Genomic DNA, 15,860 nt, shown 5'->3' with positions numbered 1-15,860 from the left:
CATTATGAGTCTATCTTAAACTTCTTCGACAACAGAAGTACAAATGCTTCAGCCGAATCATTTAATGCTAAGGCAAAAGCTTTTAGAGCTACTTTAAGAGGAGTAAGAGATACTACTTTCTTCCTATTCAGGCTTGCCAAAATATATGCCTGAGGATCGCCCCCCCAACTTTTCCGACTGATCCCTGAGTTGTTCTTTCAACTACCGCAAAACGCAATAAAACAAAAAACGCTTCCGAATAAATCAGAAGCGTTTTTTTGTTCCAAGTTTTTAAGTCCCGTTAAGTTTTCCCACATGGACTCGAACCACGATTGTCTGAACCAGAATCAGAAGTGCTACCATTACACCATAGGAAAATAACAACCAGGCAGGTTTACACCTGCCTGGTGTGCAAATATAGCATGTATGGCTTTATTTAGCAAAAATAGTTACAGGCTGGTTTCAGTATATTTTTTGAAATTATCCAGGATAGCCTGCCAGCCTCCCCTTTGCATTTCAATGGGGTTTTGTGTTTCGAGGTCAAATGTTTCTGTTACTTTAGTGGTATCACCATCTCCAACAAATTCAATCTTCACTTTCCTACCGTCACCAAGCCCATATTCTATCAGGCTATATTGCACTACATTACTGTAAACGCCTTCAAAATCAAAACTAAAACTTCCATCTTTCGCGGCCATGGTAGTTTTAAACTTGCCGCCTGTTTGCGCGTCGTTATCAGCATAAGGCGCGTGCCAATCGTCTGATGCATGGCACCATTGGGTAATATGTTCCGGCGCAGTCCACGATTCCCAAACTTTTGCTATGGGTGCGTTTACCGTTGCCTCTACTGTAATAGCCGTTTTATCTGCAGTTTCCATCTTATATTTTTTTTGGTTGATTTTCTTTTGATAAAATTAGTAGAATATTTTAAAAAGGAATATGGCTAAATGCGACAATTACAGGGTGTGAATAACAGGTAGAAATGTTTAACATAACTAATTGTGTTTTATATTTGGTGCAACAACAAGTGTATTTTATCACAAGAACCCTGCCTATCATAAAAAACAAACATCAAAAGCCTATGAGTTTTCTAAAGAATATATTTAAAGTTGGTGAACAACCTGTTAGGTCCTATGCGGATTTTTGGACTTGGTTTCAAAAAAATGAAAAAGCTTTTTTTAAAGTAGTAAAAGAAAAAGGAGATATCTACAAAGATTTTTTCGACAAACTTTCGCCAAAGCTTAACGAGCTAAAAGACGGATTTTACTTTTTAACCGGCGTATTTGATGAGCATACCGTCAAACTTGTTTTGACTGCTGATGGTGCTATCAAAAACATTCCATTTGTAGAAGAACTTGTTAACGCCGCCCCGAAAGTAAACGGATGGAAGTTTACTGCACTGAAACCTGCTTTAGACATTACAAACGTATACATCGAAATGGGCGGATATAAATTTTCTGATAAAAACATCCACTTTTATGAAAACACTTCGAATGACTTCCCTGATGAAATAGATATCACCGTTTTACATGACGACCTTACACAACAAAATAAAGATACCATCATCAATGGGATATACATTTTTCTTGACAATTTCATTGGCGAACTAAATTTTGCTACAACCATAGATAACGTGAATATTATAGGTAAAAGCGAGGCGGAAAAAGAATTGGTACCAATAGCGAAACTAAAAGATTTTTTAGCCTGGCGCGAGAAAGAATTTATTGAAAAGTACCAAGGCATAAGACACAACACAGAAAATGACACTTATTCGGGGTTTGAAGCAACCCTGAACAACGGCAACCCTTCGGTGGCTATCATTAACACAGATTTACTTAACTGGGACAGCAAGGCATCTCATCCCTGGATCATGAGTTTTGAAATTAAATATGGCGGTGCAGCCAATAACGGTATGCCCGACAAGAAAACCTATCAGCTGTTGGATGATATTGAAAACGATCTACTTCGTGAATTAAAAGACTTTGACGGTCACCTGAACATCGGCCGCGAAACTGCCGGCAACGCCCGGGATATATACTTTGCTTGTAAAGATTTCAGAAAACCATCCATTGTAGCTTATAGTATTATACAGAAGTATTCCAACCAGGTTGATATAACGTATGATGTTTATAAAGATAAATACTGGCAATCATTAGAGCGGTTTAGATAGCTATAGCATGCGGTGAACACCAATTAATTTATGTCGTATTATTTTTGACAAATTCCCGCCAAAACGATTGGTTATCTGCAAAGATATTTTTTCCATATTCAAATGTCATGTATTTTAAAATCAAAGATTTGGAGCATAAATTAAGAAAATAAAGCATCATATATTTATCATATTCAAATCACAATCGGTTTAATTGTGTGGTTATTAATACCTTTATCTTAGTATTAACAACCAGCTATGCAAGCCATCACTATCGACGAATTTTATAAACAGGTAGGTAAAGACGATGTAGAATCGCTGTTACCTGCCGGCATCAATAAAGAAATAGGACATTTTAATATATTCAACCTGGAAGAACTGATTCCCCGATTTAAAGACGACCCGGGGCATATGCCATACAACAGGCGGGCTTACTATAAAATAAGCCTGGTGCGGGGGAAAAACATTGCGGAGTATGCAGACAAGGTGATCCATATCGAAAAAAATGCTTTGCTTTTTGCTACGCCCAAAATACCCTATAACTGGGTACCGCAGGATATGGACCAGGCCGGATACTTCTGCATTTTCACCAGCGATTTTTTAATACAATCAAAAAGCGGGGCTGTTTTGGATGAACTCCCTATCTTTCGCCCGGGCGGTTACCCGGTTTTCCAGGTTACCGATGCGCAGGCCAACGAACTGGAGCTGATGTTTAAAAAAATGCAACAGGAAATAAGTTCCAATTATTTATTCAAGTACGATCTTATCCGCAATTATGTAATGGAGGTAATTCATTACGGCCAAAAGCTTGAGCCCTTAACCACCTACAACAGTGCGCATAATGCATCGGCCAGGGTATCATCCCTGTTTATCGAATTATTGGAAAGGCAATTCCCGATAGCATCTCCGCAACAAAAAATAACATTACGAACTGCGCGAGATTATGCCGACCGCCTGGCCGTGCATAGCAACCATCTTAATAAAGTTTTAAAAGAAAATACCGGCAAAACCACAACCGAACTTATTACCAACCGGCTTATCCAGGAAGCTAAAATCCTGCTTAAGCAAACCGATTGGAACATCTCAGAAATTGCCTACAGCCTGGGATTTGAACAGCTATCGCACTTTTCAAACTTCTTTAAAAAACAAACATCACTATCGCCAATTGAAATACGGGCAAAAATTGTTTGAAATTGATAAATAGCTGATTGATGATTGCAAACATGTTATAAACAATGGCACGTAGTTTAGCGCTATAACAAACCAACATCATGACTCTCAAATTAATTAGCGGTGCCCTTATCATATTTGCAGCCTTTATGAGCATAAAACACGGCTGGCAGGGATTAACTATGAAGCCAGGTGCCACCGGCCCCGAAGCAGAATTATTTGGCAAATTAAATTTAAGCCAGGCCACTTTAAAAGTGCTATCAGTTTTGACACTGTTAAGCGGAATACTTATCCTTATGCCGCAAACTTTTGTAGCAGGTAACATTTTAAACGCCGCCCTGATATTTTTTCTGATGGTGATGTTTTTTTACGTAGGCGAATTCAAAGCCGCTTTAATTGAGATACCTTTTCTGTTAATTCCGTTGGCATTGATATATCTGAAATATCCTTTGGGTAACTAAATTAGAGAGACTTATTAGAGTTAGCTGCTATTTGGCCCGCATTTTATTGCCTTTCGGCTCATGCGTTAGCTCAGCAAGTCCCAATGCTTCCATTAGGGGCGGAATGTACATGCCAAAACGGCCACGTAACCCTTTCTTGAGTCCGTACCAGCCGCCAACGGGATTTTCGGGAGAACGTCCCCATGCTTCAACGGTGCCTTCTTTTGCTGTTTTTTGTTCGTCGGCACTTCCCAGTTCCATCCAGTCGCCGTGTTGCTTAAGCATTGCGTGCAAATCTGCAAGGCAACGGTAATCATACAGCAACACCGTTTTGCCAACGGTGCACACCAAAACTTCTTTACCATCTTTTACGTCGGTGTGCATGGTATATGCTGATGATAGCGGCGGTGTTTTAAGGGTTAATGGGGTTTCCTTAGTGCCAATTTGTGGTTTCATTTTATCAAAGTTAAATTAAGGTCTGTCTGAATATTTTATCAATTGGTTTATTGACTTTAAAGTTAGGAGATAATCAGATACACTCATAAGTTTTGCTCGTATCATAAGAAAAAATCATCTGAAAATCCTTAAAAAGCCGCTTACAATGTAAGCGGCTTCCTGTCTTAATTCTTGACTCTTAATTCTTGCTTCTATTTTATTAAAGCCTTAATCCTCGTTCACAAATGAACGCAGCATCCAGGTGTTTTTTTCATTAAATTGCATAAAGCGGTTTACCATATCGTTGGTACCATCATCGCCTGCTTTGGCAGTAATATCTAATATCTCCCGTTCTTTGGCTATCAGCGCCGCCAGGTCATCAATAATAGCTTTTACCATCAAAGTATCTTTTAAGCCAATGGTTTGAATTTCCTTGATTTGTGCGGTTTCAATATAGTCTTTAAACGTACTATATGGAGGTTTCCCCAACGACAGGATCCTTTCGGCCAGTTCATCAATGGTTAGTAAAGCGGCGGTATACAACTCCTCAAATTTAAGGTGCAATGTAAAAAAACTTGCGCCCTTTACATTCCAGTGGCATCCGCGTAGTTTTTGATAATGGATGTGGTAGTTTGCCAAAAGATCGTTCAAATGATCGACAACGGGCTTTACTTTTGTTTCTTCTAAGCTAATTTGTTCAGCATTCATAGTAGTGGTGATTTAGTGCTTTTAACACTACCGCAAAGGCAATGTTTTGTAAAATTACCACTGTTTTGAAGATATTAAGCATCTTTACACACTTTATGACAAAGTTGCTACCATTCATTCAACATCAATGTAAATGGCCCGTGTGGCGTATTGAAATTGACGGGTTAAGTAATATTATATTCCTGGAGGTACGCAACAGCGCGGATAAATTGGTATCATTTACATCAATCAGCCTGAATAGCGGCATCGTGAATTTTGAAGGCCTCACAACTTCCGAGCGATGGCTTACAGGTATCGAAACAGCGTTTGACGGCGTACTTGTTTTGCATAATTACCAATCAGAAAAAGGGCCCGCCCACAAGGGATTAACAACTATTGACGGTTTGTCGGGAAAAACCTTATGGAGCAATTACACCCTGGCATTTGATTACCTGTCAGTAAATGGCCCGGTGGTTTACAATACCCAAATCCAACCTAAAAAACCCGTTCTGGCCGATATCAAAACCGGCGAAACGGTAAGAAACTACCAGCCTGTTATCGATGTAGTTTTAAACAACCTTATTTTGAGCCGACAGGTGTTACCGGCGCAAGCATTTAAAAGTTTGCCGGACGGAGTTGAGGCCTACGGAAATACCGTGGATTACCTTGAACACAATAATTTTAGAATTGTATCTTTGCACACGTTTTTGGACGGGCAACTGAAACAAGTCCTTTATATTTTTGACGATGAAGGTGATACGGTTTATCACGATTTGTTGCAAACGGATATACAAAAATTGCAGCCCGAGGCGTTTGTAGTACATAATAATAAACTGATCTACCTTAAAAACAGATCGGTGTTAATAGTTTTAAATTTACAAAATACTGTATTATAACATATTATGAAATTAAAGGTCCTTTTATTGATCGCTCCCGTACTAACCATTTCTGTCTCCGTTTTTGCAAGTACTGCTAAAGATTCTATCGGTGTTGAAAACCAGAATGGCAAAAAAATCATCCTCCACAAATTAGATCCTAAAGACAATTACTACTCCATAGGCAGGCGCTATAAAGTGAGCCCAAAAGCCATCATCCAGTTTAACAACAACGCCACGCTTAAAATTGGCGGCACTATTAAAGTACCTACCGACCTGCCATTTGATGAACCGCAAGCAGCAACTACTGCGCAGCCAACAAAACCAGTGGTACAACCGACAGTAGTACAGCAAAAGCCCCAGGTTCAGCCCCCCGTTGTAAAAACCCCACCGGTAGCACAGCCACAGCCAGCACCTGTAGTACAGCAACCTGTAGCAGCAACACCAAAACCAGCTACGCCGGCACCAGCAACAACGCAGCCGGCAACTGCGGCGGTAAACATGGATAATGTACAACAGTACAAGGTATCGACCGGCGAGACAATTTACTCTATCGCCAAAAGATTCAATACTTCAGTTGAGGATATCAGGAATTTAAATAACCTAAGCTCGGATGATTTAAAGGCCGATCAGATCATTAAAGTTCGTACCGGTATGCCACCGGAAGATCGGACAGTTGCCAAGCAGGATGTATTAAAAACCGATTCGGCAAACATGCCTATTGACAGCGCCGATGCAAAATTTAAAGCCAACCGCTTTGGCTTATATGAAAAAAATGAGAAAGGAGTAGCCACCTGGATAGATGATACCAGCCTTGACCCTAAAAAAGAATTGGTTTTACACCGTACTGCGCCAATAGGCACGGTTATAAAAATTACCAACCCCATGAATAACCATACTACTTATGCTAAAGTAGTAGGCCGTTTTACCGATAGTGAGGCTACAAAAAATGTGCTTATTGTAATGACCAAAAATACTGCCGATGCTTTAGGCGCCTTAGACAAACGCATTAACGTAAATATCAGCTACGGAAGCCCGAATGAATAAACCTTATATTATTGGAATTGCCGGTGGAAGCGGATCTGGCAAAACTTTTTTTTTGAAGTGTTTCCTGGAGCATTTTACTGCCGATGAAGTATCCCTGGTATCGCAGGATGACTATTACATCCCTGTGGCGCATAATATGACCAAGGAGGAGAACAAACTGTACAACTTTGATTTACCCTCGACTATTGACGACCGGCATTTCCATGATGATATTGGCAAGCTTTTAAATAAAGAGTCTGTCATTAAACATGAGTATACCTTCAATAATCCCGATGCCATCCCAAAAGTACTGGAAATAAAGCCGGCCCCAATCCTGATAGTAGAGGGATTATTTATACTACACTTTAAAGAGATTGCCGGCATGCTGGATATGAAGATTTTCATAGAGGCCGAAGACGACATAGCCCTGCAGCGCCGCCTTAAACGCGATTTGCTGGAACGTGGATACTCGCATGATGATGTGATGTATAAATGGGTAAACCATGTGGTACCAGCCTACAGGGAGTTCCTGTTGCCCTACAAAGATGAATGTGATAAGGTGATAACCAACAACACACATGTTGCAGACGATATCATCGCAGTAACAGAAGAAATATCGGCTGACTTAAGAGAAAAGCTCTTTTAAAGAATTTGAAAATTTGAGGATTAACAAATTATTTCAGACATTTTCAAATCCTCAAATTAAAATCAGTTTCCTATTATTTTCCTGGTTTCGTTGTGGTAATCGGTTTTAGTAATTACACCGGCTCTGAACAAATTTCTCAGCTTCGTAAGTTCGGCTTCTATTTTAGGGCAGCAATTGTGGGTATTGAGTTTATAGGAGCGGAGCGGATCTTTCTCTGTGCGGAGCGCCCAAACTAACGAAATTATCCAGGCTATCACAGTCCACCCTAAAAGCACGTTCAGCAGTAGCACTGATAAAAAGTTATTTTTTTCCCTGGCCATTATAGATGGCAGCAGATAAACAGGCATTGTAATGGATAACAAAATGAATATTAGTATCAGTTCTGGATAATCTATCATAACTTAATTTAATATTGTCATTTATACGCAATAACTTATCTGTAAGATGCAAATAATTTTCAATTAATGCTATACCTCATTATAGGTATTTTTTTTAAAGCACAATTTCGGGCACCTCCCCTTCTATAATTAACTCTCCGGCGGTTGCTTTTATTATCTGTTCTACTGTTACGCCAGGTGCCCGCTCCAGCAATTTAAAGCCTCCCTGCGGCAAAACGTCAAATACGCCCAATTCGGTTACTATCTTTTTTACACAGTGCACGCCGGTTAAAGGCAAGGTGCACTTAGGTAATAACTTCGATTCGCCCGCTTTGTTTACGTGCTGCATGGCTACAATGATATTTTCTGCCGATGCCACCAGGTCCATAGCGCCGCCCATGCCCTTCACCATTTTGCCGGGAATTTTCCAGTTGGCTATATCTCCGTTTTCGGATACCTCCATGGCGCCCAGGATAGTCAGGTTAACCTTCCTTGCCCTGATCATACCGAAACTCATAGCCGAATCGAATATCGACGAACCCGGCAGCATGGTAATAGTTTGCTTACCCGCATTAATTACATCCGGGTCTTCCTCTCCTTCAAACGGAAATGGCCCCATCCCCAGCAAGCCGTTCTCCGATTGCAAAACCACGTCCATGGTTTCGGGGATGTAATTAGCCACCAATGTTGGGATACCTATACCAAGGTTAACATAGTAACCATCTTTTATTTCTTTGGCGATGCGTTTAGCGATGCCGTTTTTATCTAACATAAAATTAATTTGAAAATTTGAAAATGAGTCTATTTGAATTTAGCCGCCCTTTGAACTTGCAATAATTTTTGATAATATCCTGGTAATCACCTTCAACTTTTCAATCAGCGACTCACTAAACGGATAGCCCCTCGAAAACTGGCAAAGCAACAGGAAGTATTCAGTCTCATCGGCTTCCTTGGCAGCTATCTTGAATTTATATAAAGTCATTTTTACTTTCGGCGTTTTGGGCTTCACGAACATTCGCCCCAATTGAAGTACCCGATCTGATGATCTGTCTTGCAATAGCATATTTTCTATTCAATTCCAGTTCTTCCGAAAACTCGATTATATCGAGTRCAAACTCAAAAGTCAATTTAACAATCAGGTTTTCTTTATCGTCTCTCATTAAAATATTATTCTACCAATTTTTATTCATTTTCAAATCTTCAAATTCTCAAATTTTCAAATTACCCTCACTGTCCTATGTTCAATCCGTTTTTCATAATCTTTGACTTGAAAAATCCGATGAACATAAATTCCTGGCGTATGGATATGATCGGGATCCAGTTGTCCCGGTTCAACAAGCTCCTCTACTTCGGCAATGGTTATCTTTCCGGCCATGGCCATAACAGGGTTAAAATTCCGGGCAGTTGATTTATAGATGAGGTTACCCATGGTATCGCCTTTCCAGGCTTTTACAATGGCAAAATCGGCATCGAAAGCCATTTCCATCAGGTAATCTTTACCATTAAAATTGCGGACTTCTTTGCCTATAGCTACCTCGGTACCAACGCCTGCCGGGGTAAAAATAGCTGGCATGCCGTAGCCCGCGGCCATACAGCGGGTCGCCAGGGTACCCTGGGGTATCAGTTCTACCTCCAGTTCGCCGCTTAACAACTGGCGTTCAAATTCGGCGTTTTCGCCGACGTACGATGAAATCATTTTTTTTACCTGCCGTTGTTGCAGCATCAAGCCAATGCCAAAATCATCAACGCCGGCATTGTTGCTGATACAGGTAAGCTGCTTTACCCCTTTTTTTACCAGTGCGGCTATACATTTTTCGGRCAATCCACATAAACCAAAACCACCCAACATCAGGGTCATACCATCCTGGATGTCGCGGATGGCCTCATCGGCATCACTTACTACTTTGTTCATGTTTTATAATTGGTTATTTCAAAACTACTGATAAGAGTCAAGAATCAAGAGTCAGGAATCAAGATTTTTTCAATCGGCGTTCACCGACGATAAATTATTCTCCCACCATATTGAAGCTGTCTTAAATCTTGCTCTTTAACTTTCGACCTTCAACTCTATCTCAATAATTAAAAAATTAAAACAATTAGAAAATTCGAATATTATAATTATGCATCAACACATAAAACCTATGGAATTAAAAGACACCGGATTTGGTGAAAGTAATAACTTACCAAACGAACAAACGCCAAATAAACCTAACGCATATCGCGTAGATGACGATGATAACCTGACGGAAGAAAACCTGCAGCATGGCTACCCAACATCAAAAGACGACATGAAAAAGCAGGATGCACCCGGCATGGAAGGACAAGGCATGGGCGGTCAAAGCTTTGGTGAAAACAACCTGACCCCATCGGGTGATGACCCGGCCAATCCTTCGCAAAACGCGGGTTATAACAATGAGTATTTCCACCGCACGCAGCCAGCTGAAGAGCATCCGGAGAATAATAATTTTAAGGATCCCAACCAGTCAGGGCATTCAGACTATAATGCGGCTACAGGTAGCGAGGATAACGGCAAAAATACCGGCAGCGAGGAACACGAAAAACCCGGTGAATCGCAGCAACAATACCAGGAAGGTACTGCCGATGATGACGGTCAAGGCGAAAATAACCAAGCAAATATCCCCGGACCAAATGAGGTTCCTGATCAGCAGAAAGTTGGGGAATAAAAATTGATGTGCATATCTACAGATTTCAGATGTGCAGATTTTTTCTGAACTCGGATTTTTCAGATTAAAGGATTTACAAGAAAGGTGGTTTTGTAAATCAAAATCTAAAAAATCTGGTAAATCTTGTTAACCAAGTTCGGACAAAAATCATCTGCACATCTGAAATTTGAAATCTGCACAATTGTCACCACTTAATATTCTTATCCATAAACGCTATCAGGTCATCAGCCATGGCCTGCTGCTCCTTGGCGCTTGGGTGCCCTGGCGTATTTTTGTAGGGAATCATGTGCGTATAAATACCTTTATCGCTTAAACTTGCAACCGCTTTTTCTATATATCCGGGCCATGGCGAACCGTCTTTGGTGGCATCCATGCTGCCCAGGATGCAAAGGATTTGAGCCTTCGGATATTTTTTGCGGATGTTTTTTACCATCTCCCGGTATGCTTTGATAATTTGATCAGCCTCGGGTGGCTTTGTGCCGAAACGGTCTTTAAATTGTGGATTATCAGGTATTTTAACAATCCACGAATCGTTTTGGAACAGGTTGATAACCACTACATCGGGAGTATATTTTGCAAAATCCCAAAGACTTGTTGGGTCGGTTGGGTCAAGGCGGTTATACATTTCGGGCATAATAAGCGGGAACCAGCTTACCAATACGCCTATGCCACTTTTAGCCGTAGCCACATAGGCCGCATTATAATGACGTGCTGTTATCGCGGCATAGCTAATGTAGCCATTTTCATAAGGCGCACTTCCCCTATCCTGCCCGGTAGTATCTTCGACAGCATAACCGCAGGTGATAGAATTGCCAAAAAACTCAATTTTGCGTTTTTTAACCGGCGCGGGTGGCAATATTAATGCACCTTTATCTAAAATAAACTGTATAAAAGTGGTTTTACCTTTATCCCATTCGGTGCGCTTAAATAGTTCAAGGCTATGGTTGCCGTCGGGTAGGCCTTCGGCAAGGGTGTATGTTTTTTGGACATTTTCCAGGTGTAAGGTATTGATTACCTTACCATCTACAATAATTGTGAAATAGTTTTCGCCTCGCTCATCCTGCAAAACAGCCGATACTCCCGTCCCTTTAAAGTTAATTACTGCCGATGATCCCGTCCAATAAAATTCCGCAGCCTCATCGGTCATGTTAATGCGGCCGGTATAACGGATATGGGTATCCTTGCTTTTGAGCACCAGGCTTTGCGCCTGGCAAGTTGATAGGGATCCTGACGATACCAGGAACAGGATTACAAAGTAAATTTTACGCATTTTTTTGCCGGTTTACAGGCCTAATTTATGAAATTTGCCGACGTAAAACAAGCCCGTAAACATCCCTCCTGCCATGCACCGTTCGCACACCTTTCGACACCCTTTTAAACACCAAACCCGTACCTCTGGATACCTTTACAAGCAACATTGAAGCACCCGACGAACTAATGACCAATGACAGCGCAGCGAAATGACCAATGACGCGAAGCCCTAATCAACCGGTGTGCCAAATTGCAACAGGTAGCCGTTGTAATCGTAAATGGCAAATTCGCGCATGCCAAAATCAAAAGTTTCAATGGGGTAGCAAATAATGGCGCGTTCTTTCAACTCCTTCCACAAGTCATCAACCTTATCGGTGCGGATGTACAATGAACCGGTAAACTTGGGCATCCCGAAAGGCTCATGCTCATTAGGTAGCGCAAACATAATTTCGATATCATCCCGGCTAACTGTTGCCCAACCCCAGCGCTCATCATAGCCAACACATGTAAAGCCCAGGTTATTGATGTAATAATCTACCGTTTCCCGTACCTGCCGGGTGTATAACATTGGAGTGATAGTTTTTAGGGCCATGCGTAGAGTTGCTTATTATTTTATATCGATATATCAAATGTAGCACATTTACAATTCATCTTCAGATAGCTCAATATCCTTTATCTCCCTCAGCTCTCTTAAGCTTCCTTGTTGAGTTTTGAGATCTCCTTTAATATCAATTACCTTATTAGTTTTATTGTTCGTTACAATAACTCCTATAATATGCAATGTACCCGCGCTAACCGCATCCCATTGTTCGTATAATTTGTAAGTAAAACCGTCGTTAACAAATTGTAATTGGAATATTTCGGTAGCTTCATTACGTACGCCGCCGCCTCTAATGTAATAATCCCATTTAAATTTCTTAAAGCTATTATTTAGGTCTCTGGGATATTCCAAATCAATATGATCAACGGTGCCAAACCGATAAACCACATATTTTTTATGACTATTTACAGCAAAGGTTAATTTTTTACCGTTGATAGTATTAAAGCTGATCACTTCCCGTTCGTTGCTTTTTAAATATACCTGCGCCTGAATAGTAAACGAGAACAATAACAGTCCAGCTAACAATATCACCGAACGATATTTAGCAAAATACACTGTCATTGTCTATTTCAAATATACATAAGTTATCCCATCCCCGCCCCTATCTGCGTGCTCGTCTTCCAGTCTGTCAACCTGGTCGTATTTTTTGAGGTATTGGCGTATCATTTTGCGCAAGATGCCATCACCTTTGCCGTGGATGATTTTGAGGTTACCAAACCCCATCATCAGGGCACGGTCAAACAGTTTTTCGATATTGTGCAGGGCATCTTCGGTTCGTTGGCCGCGTACGTCAATCTCCGGGCTAAAATTAGCAAAATCGCTGGTATGCGAGTTCATGGTACGCCTAACGTCTTTGGGTACCGATGATTTGCTCACCCGCTCCACCTTTTTCTTTTTAGCCACGGTGCGTAAATCGCCTATGGCAATTACCACGTTATCGCGGATGATCTCTATCACCTGCCCGGTAGTTTCCGAATCGGTTAATTTTACCCAGTCGCCAGGCTTCAGCTCCTCCTCGGCAGCAGCTGCCGCTGTGGTTGATTTTACCTGCTCAACTTTTACCGTGTTCTTTTTAAGCTCAATATTCAGATTCTCGCGCAGGGTGCGGGTTTTCTCCTTATCGGCATTGCTGCTTTTAATTTCGGATATGGTGTTTTCAACCAGCTTATTGGCATTCAGGATAATATTTTTGGCCTGGTCTTTAGCTTCGCGTATCAGTACTTTTTTATTTTCGTCCAGGTAGCTTTTCAGCTTTTCGTTCTCGGCCTGCAACTCGTTGACCTTGCGCTGCTGCTTGTCCAGCTTTTGTTTAGTTTCAAATATCTCGCGTTTTTCGCGCTCAAGGTCAACCAACAGGGTGTCTACTTTCTTCTGGCCCTCGCTTATTTTGTTCCGGGCCAGGTTAAGAACGTTTGGCGGAAGGCCTATTTTCTGGGCTATTTCAAAAGCGTATGAACTGCCGGGCTTGCCAACTTCCAGCCGGTAAAGCGGCTTCATCTCTACGTTATTAAACAGCATCGATGCATTTTCTATCCCCTCGGTATTGCTGGCGAAGATCTTTAGATTGCTATAGTGCGTGGTCACCATCCCCCTCACCTTTTTATGGTTCAACGATTCCAGCACTGCCTCGGCAATGGGGCCGCCAAATTGCGGGTCGGTACCGGTACCAAACTCATCAATCAGTATCAAGGTTTTACCATTGGCCTGCTCCACAAAATTTTTCATTTTGGATAGATGGGCGCTATAGGTACTTAAATCGCTCTCGATAGATTGGTCATCCCCTATGTCAACAAACATCTGCTTAAATACACCTATCACGCTGGCTTCGGCAGCCGGTATCAGCAAACCGGCCTGCACCATCATTTGCAGCAGGCCAACCGTTTTCATACAAACAGATTTACCGCCCGCGTTAGGCCCCGATACCACAATGATGCGTGTACCTTCGTCAATCTGCACATTCAACGGCACTACTGTTTTTTGCTCCTTTTTAAAATTCAGGAACAGTAGCGGATGGCGGGCATTAAATAATTTCAGTTTTGGCTCGTTCACCACCTGGGGCATTTCGCCTTCAATATCAATGGCAAACAGGGCCTTGGCGCGTACAAAATCAAGCTTGGTTAGCAGGCTGTGGTATGATAGTAAAAGCGGCGCATAAGGCCTTAACTCGGTTGTTAAGGCGGTCAATATTTTAACAATCTCGCGGCGGCGCTCAAATTCCAGGTCGCGTACACGGTTGTTGAGGGTAAATACCTCTTCGGGTTCCATGTAAACGGTTTGGCCCGAGGCCGATTCATCGTGAATAAAACCTTTTAGCTTACGCTTGTTTTCGGCCAGGAGCGGGATGCACAACCTGCCATCGCGTACCGTGAGCGATCCATCGGCCGTCCAGCCACTCGATGATGCATTTTTAAAAATCTGGTCAATTTTTTTGCGAGCTTCCTGTTCGGCTTTGGCTATGCCCGATGTTATCTCCTGCAAATCGCGCGATGCATTGGGGCGTATTTTTCCTTTGGGGTCAATAACGGCGTCAATCTTTTTCAGAATGGCTTTCTCAATAGGCAGGTGCTCAAAAAGCGCCTCCAGGTTAGGGTAAAGGCCTTCCCGCTCGCTAAAATAAGCGATAACGGCAAATACCGTTTGCAGAGATGTCTGCACCTGGTAAAATTCTTCCTCGCTCAAAAAAACACCTTCTATACGGGCTTTATTGGCCAGGGATTTAATATCAAAAAAATGATGAATGGGTAGTGCAGCATCGTTTACCAGGATATTTTTGAACTCGTTGGCCTGGCTTAAAAACTTGGCAATCTGGTCGTAATTGCTCATCACCTGTATCTTATCAACCATTTGCTGGCCCATCTCGCTCAGGCAATGAGCCTTTATTAATTCCTTTACTTCGGTAAACCCAAGCTTATCTACACTATTTAATGGGTACAGCATTAAGTTTTTTTCTATGTTTTAATTTTTTTGCCGAGTCGATTTTTGAATTCATCGCTCTTTTAGTTTTTGCCTGTTTAGCCAAATCGGCCTTTAATGAATCGGCTTTCCGGGCCATCACTCTTTCCCTGATTTTTGCCTGCTTAACCGAATCGGCTTTTTGGGCAGGTGTTTTTGGTTTAAGCAACGCTTTCCTTACCGAATCCGCTTTTAGCGAATCGGCCTTTTGGGTAATTGCGCGCTGTTTGTTTTGGGACAGGTTAACAGAATCTGACATGGTTTTTATCCTAACCTCAACAGAGTCATATATTTTAAACAGTTTGTCGGGTTCGCTGGCGTAGTACTGCATGCTTTTCCTGAACTGGGCCGAGTCGGTATCGAATTTCCTGAAAGCATCTAAATATTTGCCCATACCATATTTGTACAGGCTATCGCCCCCCTGCAAACCATTATATAACGAGCCATCTATGAGGTGTATCTGCACCAATAAGCCAGTCATTTTTTTGGGCTGGATAAATTTTGAGGGGACACTATCGCTTTTGCAACCGCACAAAAAAAGTGTTACTGAAAAAAACAAGGTCAAGTATTTATACATTCTGTAATTTA

General features: G+C 41.6%; 21 protein-coding genes. 8 read left to right on the top strand and 13 right to left on the bottom strand.

Annotated features, from left to right (window positions below; all coding sequences use genetic code 11):
• The first annotated feature begins 12 nt into the window (after positions 1 to 12).
• Complete coding sequence (locus tag AC1DV1_RS24635) at positions 13 to 153, top strand: transposase (protein ID WP_477365006.1); 141 nt, start codon at positions 13 to 15, stop codon at positions 151 to 153.
• Between the two features lie 275 nt (positions 154 to 428).
• Here AC1DV1_RS24635 and AC1DV1_RS24630 read toward each other — a convergent pair whose 3' ends face one another.
• The gene (locus AC1DV1_RS24630) at positions 429 to 857 is read right to left on the bottom strand and encodes an SRPBCC family protein (protein ID WP_477365000.1); all 429 of its coding nucleotides are present in this window, start codon (positions 855 to 857) and stop codon (positions 429 to 431) included.
• Between the two features lie 203 nt (positions 858 to 1,060).
• Here AC1DV1_RS24630 and AC1DV1_RS24625 point away from each other — a divergent pair, with 203 nt between their 5' ends.
• From AC1DV1_RS24625 to AC1DV1_RS24615, 3 genes are all read left to right on the top strand, one after another.
• Complete coding sequence (locus tag AC1DV1_RS24625) at positions 1,061 to 2,149, top strand: DUF695 domain-containing protein (protein ID WP_477364996.1); 1,089 nt, start codon at positions 1,061 to 1,063, stop codon at positions 2,147 to 2,149.
• 237 nt (positions 2,150 to 2,386) lie between these two features.
• The gene (locus AC1DV1_RS24620; protein ID WP_477364992.1) at positions 2,387 to 3,319 is read left to right on the top strand and encodes a helix-turn-helix domain-containing protein; all 933 of its coding nucleotides are present in this window, start codon (positions 2,387 to 2,389) and stop codon (positions 3,317 to 3,319) included.
• Between the two features lie 80 nt (positions 3,320 to 3,399).
• Entirely contained in the window at positions 3,400 to 3,759 is a 360-nt protein-coding gene (locus tag AC1DV1_RS24615; protein ID WP_477364990.1) for a hypothetical protein, read from the top strand.
• A 27-nt stretch (positions 3,760 to 3,786) separates the two neighbouring features.
• Here AC1DV1_RS24615 and AC1DV1_RS24610 read toward each other — a convergent pair whose 3' ends face one another.
• The gene (locus tag AC1DV1_RS24610; protein ID WP_477364987.1) at positions 3,787 to 4,194 is read right to left on the bottom strand and encodes a DUF6855 family protein; all 408 of its coding nucleotides are present in this window, start codon (positions 4,192 to 4,194) and stop codon (positions 3,787 to 3,789) included.
• A 207-nt stretch (positions 4,195 to 4,401) separates the two neighbouring features.
• The gene (locus AC1DV1_RS24605; RefSeq protein WP_477364984.1) at positions 4,402 to 4,881 is read right to left on the bottom strand and encodes a Dps family protein; all 480 of its coding nucleotides are present in this window, start codon (positions 4,879 to 4,881) and stop codon (positions 4,402 to 4,404) included.
• Between the two features lie 95 nt (positions 4,882 to 4,976).
• Between AC1DV1_RS24605 and AC1DV1_RS24600 the strand changes: the two genes are divergently transcribed.
• From AC1DV1_RS24600 to AC1DV1_RS24590, 3 genes are read left to right on the top strand one after another with little or no spacing between them, the layout of a single operon-like run.
• Complete coding sequence (locus AC1DV1_RS24600) at positions 4,977 to 5,756, top strand: DUF4905 domain-containing protein (protein ID WP_477364981.1); 780 nt, start codon at positions 4,977 to 4,979, stop codon at positions 5,754 to 5,756.
• A 6-nt stretch (positions 5,757 to 5,762) separates the two neighbouring features.
• Entirely contained in the window at positions 5,763 to 6,782 is a 1,020-nt protein-coding gene (locus AC1DV1_RS24595) for a LysM peptidoglycan-binding domain-containing protein (RefSeq protein WP_477364978.1), read from the top strand.
• Positions 6,775 to 7,407, top strand: a complete 633-nt coding sequence (locus AC1DV1_RS24590) for a uridine kinase family protein (protein ID WP_477364975.1) — start codon at positions 6,775 to 6,777, stop codon at positions 7,405 to 7,407. The genes AC1DV1_RS24595 and AC1DV1_RS24590 overlap by 8 nt, the downstream gene beginning before the upstream one ends.
• A gap of 62 nt (positions 7,408 to 7,469) precedes the next feature.
• On the opposite strand, the gene AC1DV1_RS24585 is transcribed toward AC1DV1_RS24590, so the two are convergent.
• The 5 genes from AC1DV1_RS24585 to AC1DV1_RS24565 all read right to left on the bottom strand — a co-directional run bounded on the left by AC1DV1_RS24585 (position 7,470) and on the right by AC1DV1_RS24565 (position 9,696).
• On the bottom strand, positions 7,470 to 7,805 hold the full coding sequence (locus AC1DV1_RS24585) for a superinfection immunity protein (protein WP_477364972.1): 336 nt from the start codon (positions 7,803 to 7,805) through the stop codon (positions 7,470 to 7,472).
• A gap of 94 nt (positions 7,806 to 7,899) precedes the next feature.
• Entirely contained in the window at positions 7,900 to 8,556 is a 657-nt protein-coding gene (locus AC1DV1_RS24580; protein WP_477364969.1) for a 3-oxoacid CoA-transferase subunit B, read from the bottom strand.
• 39 nt (positions 8,557 to 8,595) lie between these two features.
• On the bottom strand, positions 8,596 to 8,766 hold the full coding sequence (locus AC1DV1_RS24575) for a four helix bundle protein (protein ID WP_477364966.1): 171 nt from the start codon (positions 8,764 to 8,766) through the stop codon (positions 8,596 to 8,598).
• The gene (locus AC1DV1_RS24570; protein WP_477364963.1) at positions 8,753 to 8,944 is read right to left on the bottom strand and encodes a four helix bundle protein; all 192 of its coding nucleotides are present in this window, start codon (positions 8,942 to 8,944) and stop codon (positions 8,753 to 8,755) included. Before AC1DV1_RS24570 ends, AC1DV1_RS24575 begins: the two co-directional genes overlap by 14 nt.
• A 56-nt stretch (positions 8,945 to 9,000) precedes the next feature.
• Positions 9,001 to 9,696, bottom strand: coding sequence for a CoA transferase subunit A (locus tag AC1DV1_RS24565; RefSeq protein WP_477364960.1), 696 nt, complete (start codon positions 9,694 to 9,696; stop codon positions 9,001 to 9,003).
• Positions 9,697 to 9,925: 229 nt separating this feature from the next.
• Here AC1DV1_RS24565 and AC1DV1_RS24560 point away from each other — a divergent pair, with 229 nt between their 5' ends.
• Positions 9,926 to 10,468 (top strand): hypothetical protein, encoded by a 543-nt coding sequence (locus AC1DV1_RS24560; RefSeq protein ID WP_477364957.1) that lies wholly within the window; start codon positions 9,926 to 9,928, stop codon positions 10,466 to 10,468.
• A gap of 184 nt (positions 10,469 to 10,652) precedes the next feature.
• Here AC1DV1_RS24560 and AC1DV1_RS24555 read toward each other — a convergent pair whose 3' ends face one another.
• The 5 genes from AC1DV1_RS24555 to AC1DV1_RS24535 all read right to left on the bottom strand — a co-directional run bounded on the left by AC1DV1_RS24555 (position 10,653) and on the right by AC1DV1_RS24535 (position 15,849).
• Positions 10,653 to 11,738 (bottom strand): SGNH/GDSL hydrolase family protein, encoded by a 1,086-nt coding sequence (locus AC1DV1_RS24555; RefSeq protein WP_477364954.1) that lies wholly within the window; start codon positions 11,736 to 11,738, stop codon positions 10,653 to 10,655.
• A 210-nt stretch (positions 11,739 to 11,948) separates the two neighbouring features.
• Positions 11,949 to 12,311, bottom strand: a complete 363-nt coding sequence (locus AC1DV1_RS24550; protein ID WP_477364951.1) for a VOC family protein — start codon at positions 12,309 to 12,311, stop codon at positions 11,949 to 11,951.
• Positions 12,312 to 12,359: 48 nt separating this feature from the next.
• Positions 12,360 to 12,881: a hypothetical protein gene (locus tag AC1DV1_RS24545; RefSeq protein ID WP_477364946.1), complete on the bottom strand. Its 522-nt coding sequence runs from the start codon at positions 12,879 to 12,881 to the stop codon at positions 12,360 to 12,362.
• A 3-nt stretch (positions 12,882 to 12,884) separates the two neighbouring features.
• Positions 12,885 to 15,257 (bottom strand): endonuclease MutS2, encoded by a 2,373-nt coding sequence (locus AC1DV1_RS24540; RefSeq protein ID WP_477364943.1) that lies wholly within the window; start codon positions 15,255 to 15,257, stop codon positions 12,885 to 12,887.
• Positions 15,238 to 15,849 (bottom strand): DUF4296 domain-containing protein, encoded by a 612-nt coding sequence (locus AC1DV1_RS24535; RefSeq protein ID WP_477364940.1) that lies wholly within the window; start codon positions 15,847 to 15,849, stop codon positions 15,238 to 15,240. Before AC1DV1_RS24535 ends, AC1DV1_RS24540 begins: the two co-directional genes overlap by 20 nt.
• Between the last annotated feature and the right edge of the window lie 11 nt (positions 15,850 to 15,860).

The organism is Mucilaginibacter sp. P4_D1, from assembly GCF_056401935.1.
This window is presented reverse-complemented; position numbering and strand designations above follow the sequence as displayed.

What these genes read in the sequence shown, in the direction of transcription:
- AC1DV1_RS24630 (WP_477365000.1), bottom strand. Translation starts at nt 857, where the DNA reads ATGGAAACTGCAGATAAAACGGCTATTACAGTAGAGGCAACGGTAAAC.
- AC1DV1_RS24625 (WP_477364996.1), top strand. Translation starts at nt 1,061, where the DNA reads ATGAGTTTTCTAAAGAATATATTTAAAGTTGGTGAACAACCTGTTAGG.
- AC1DV1_RS24620 (WP_477364992.1), top strand. Translation starts at nt 2,387, where the DNA reads ATGCAAGCCATCACTATCGACGAATTTTATAAACAGGTAGGTAAAGAC.
- AC1DV1_RS24615 (WP_477364990.1), top strand. Translation starts at nt 3,400, where the DNA reads ATGACTCTCAAATTAATTAGCGGTGCCCTTATCATATTTGCAGCCTTT.
- AC1DV1_RS24610 (WP_477364987.1), bottom strand. Translation starts at nt 4,194, where the DNA reads ATGAAACCACAAATTGGCACTAAGGAAACCCCATTAACCCTTAAAACA.
- AC1DV1_RS24605 (WP_477364984.1), bottom strand. Translation starts at nt 4,881, where the DNA reads ATGAATGCTGAACAAATTAGCTTAGAAGAAACAAAAGTAAAGCCCGTT.
- AC1DV1_RS24600 (WP_477364981.1), top strand. Translation starts at nt 4,977, where the DNA reads ATGACAAAGTTGCTACCATTCATTCAACATCAATGTAAATGGCCCGTG.
- AC1DV1_RS24595 (WP_477364978.1), top strand. Translation starts at nt 5,763, where the DNA reads ATGAAATTAAAGGTCCTTTTATTGATCGCTCCCGTACTAACCATTTCT.
- AC1DV1_RS24590 (WP_477364975.1), top strand. Translation starts at nt 6,775, where the DNA reads ATGAATAAACCTTATATTATTGGAATTGCCGGTGGAAGCGGATCTGGC.
- AC1DV1_RS24585 (WP_477364972.1), bottom strand. Translation starts at nt 7,805, where the DNA reads ATGATAGATTATCCAGAACTGATACTAATATTCATTTTGTTATCCATT.
- AC1DV1_RS24580 (WP_477364969.1), bottom strand. Translation starts at nt 8,556, where the DNA reads ATGTTAGATAAAAACGGCATCGCTAAACGCATCGCCAAAGAAATAAAA.
- AC1DV1_RS24575 (WP_477364966.1), bottom strand. Translation starts at nt 8,766, where the DNA reads ATGACTTTATATAAATTCAAGATAGCTGCCAAGGAAGCCGATGAGACT.
- AC1DV1_RS24560 (WP_477364957.1), top strand. Translation starts at nt 9,926, where the DNA reads ATGGAATTAAAAGACACCGGATTTGGTGAAAGTAATAACTTACCAAAC.
- AC1DV1_RS24555 (WP_477364954.1), bottom strand. Translation starts at nt 11,738, where the DNA reads ATGCGTAAAATTTACTTTGTAATCCTGTTCCTGGTATCGTCAGGATCC.
- AC1DV1_RS24550 (WP_477364951.1), bottom strand. Translation starts at nt 12,311, where the DNA reads ATGGCCCTAAAAACTATCACTCCAATGTTATACACCCGGCAGGTACGG.
- AC1DV1_RS24545 (WP_477364946.1), bottom strand. Translation starts at nt 12,881, where the DNA reads ATGACAGTGTATTTTGCTAAATATCGTTCGGTGATATTGTTAGCTGGA.
- AC1DV1_RS24540 (WP_477364943.1), bottom strand. Translation starts at nt 15,257, where the DNA reads ATGCTGTACCCATTAAATAGTGTAGATAAGCTTGGGTTTACCGAAGTA.
- AC1DV1_RS24535 (WP_477364940.1), bottom strand. Translation starts at nt 15,849, where the DNA reads ATGTATAAATACTTGACCTTGTTTTTTTCAGTAACACTTTTTTTGTGC.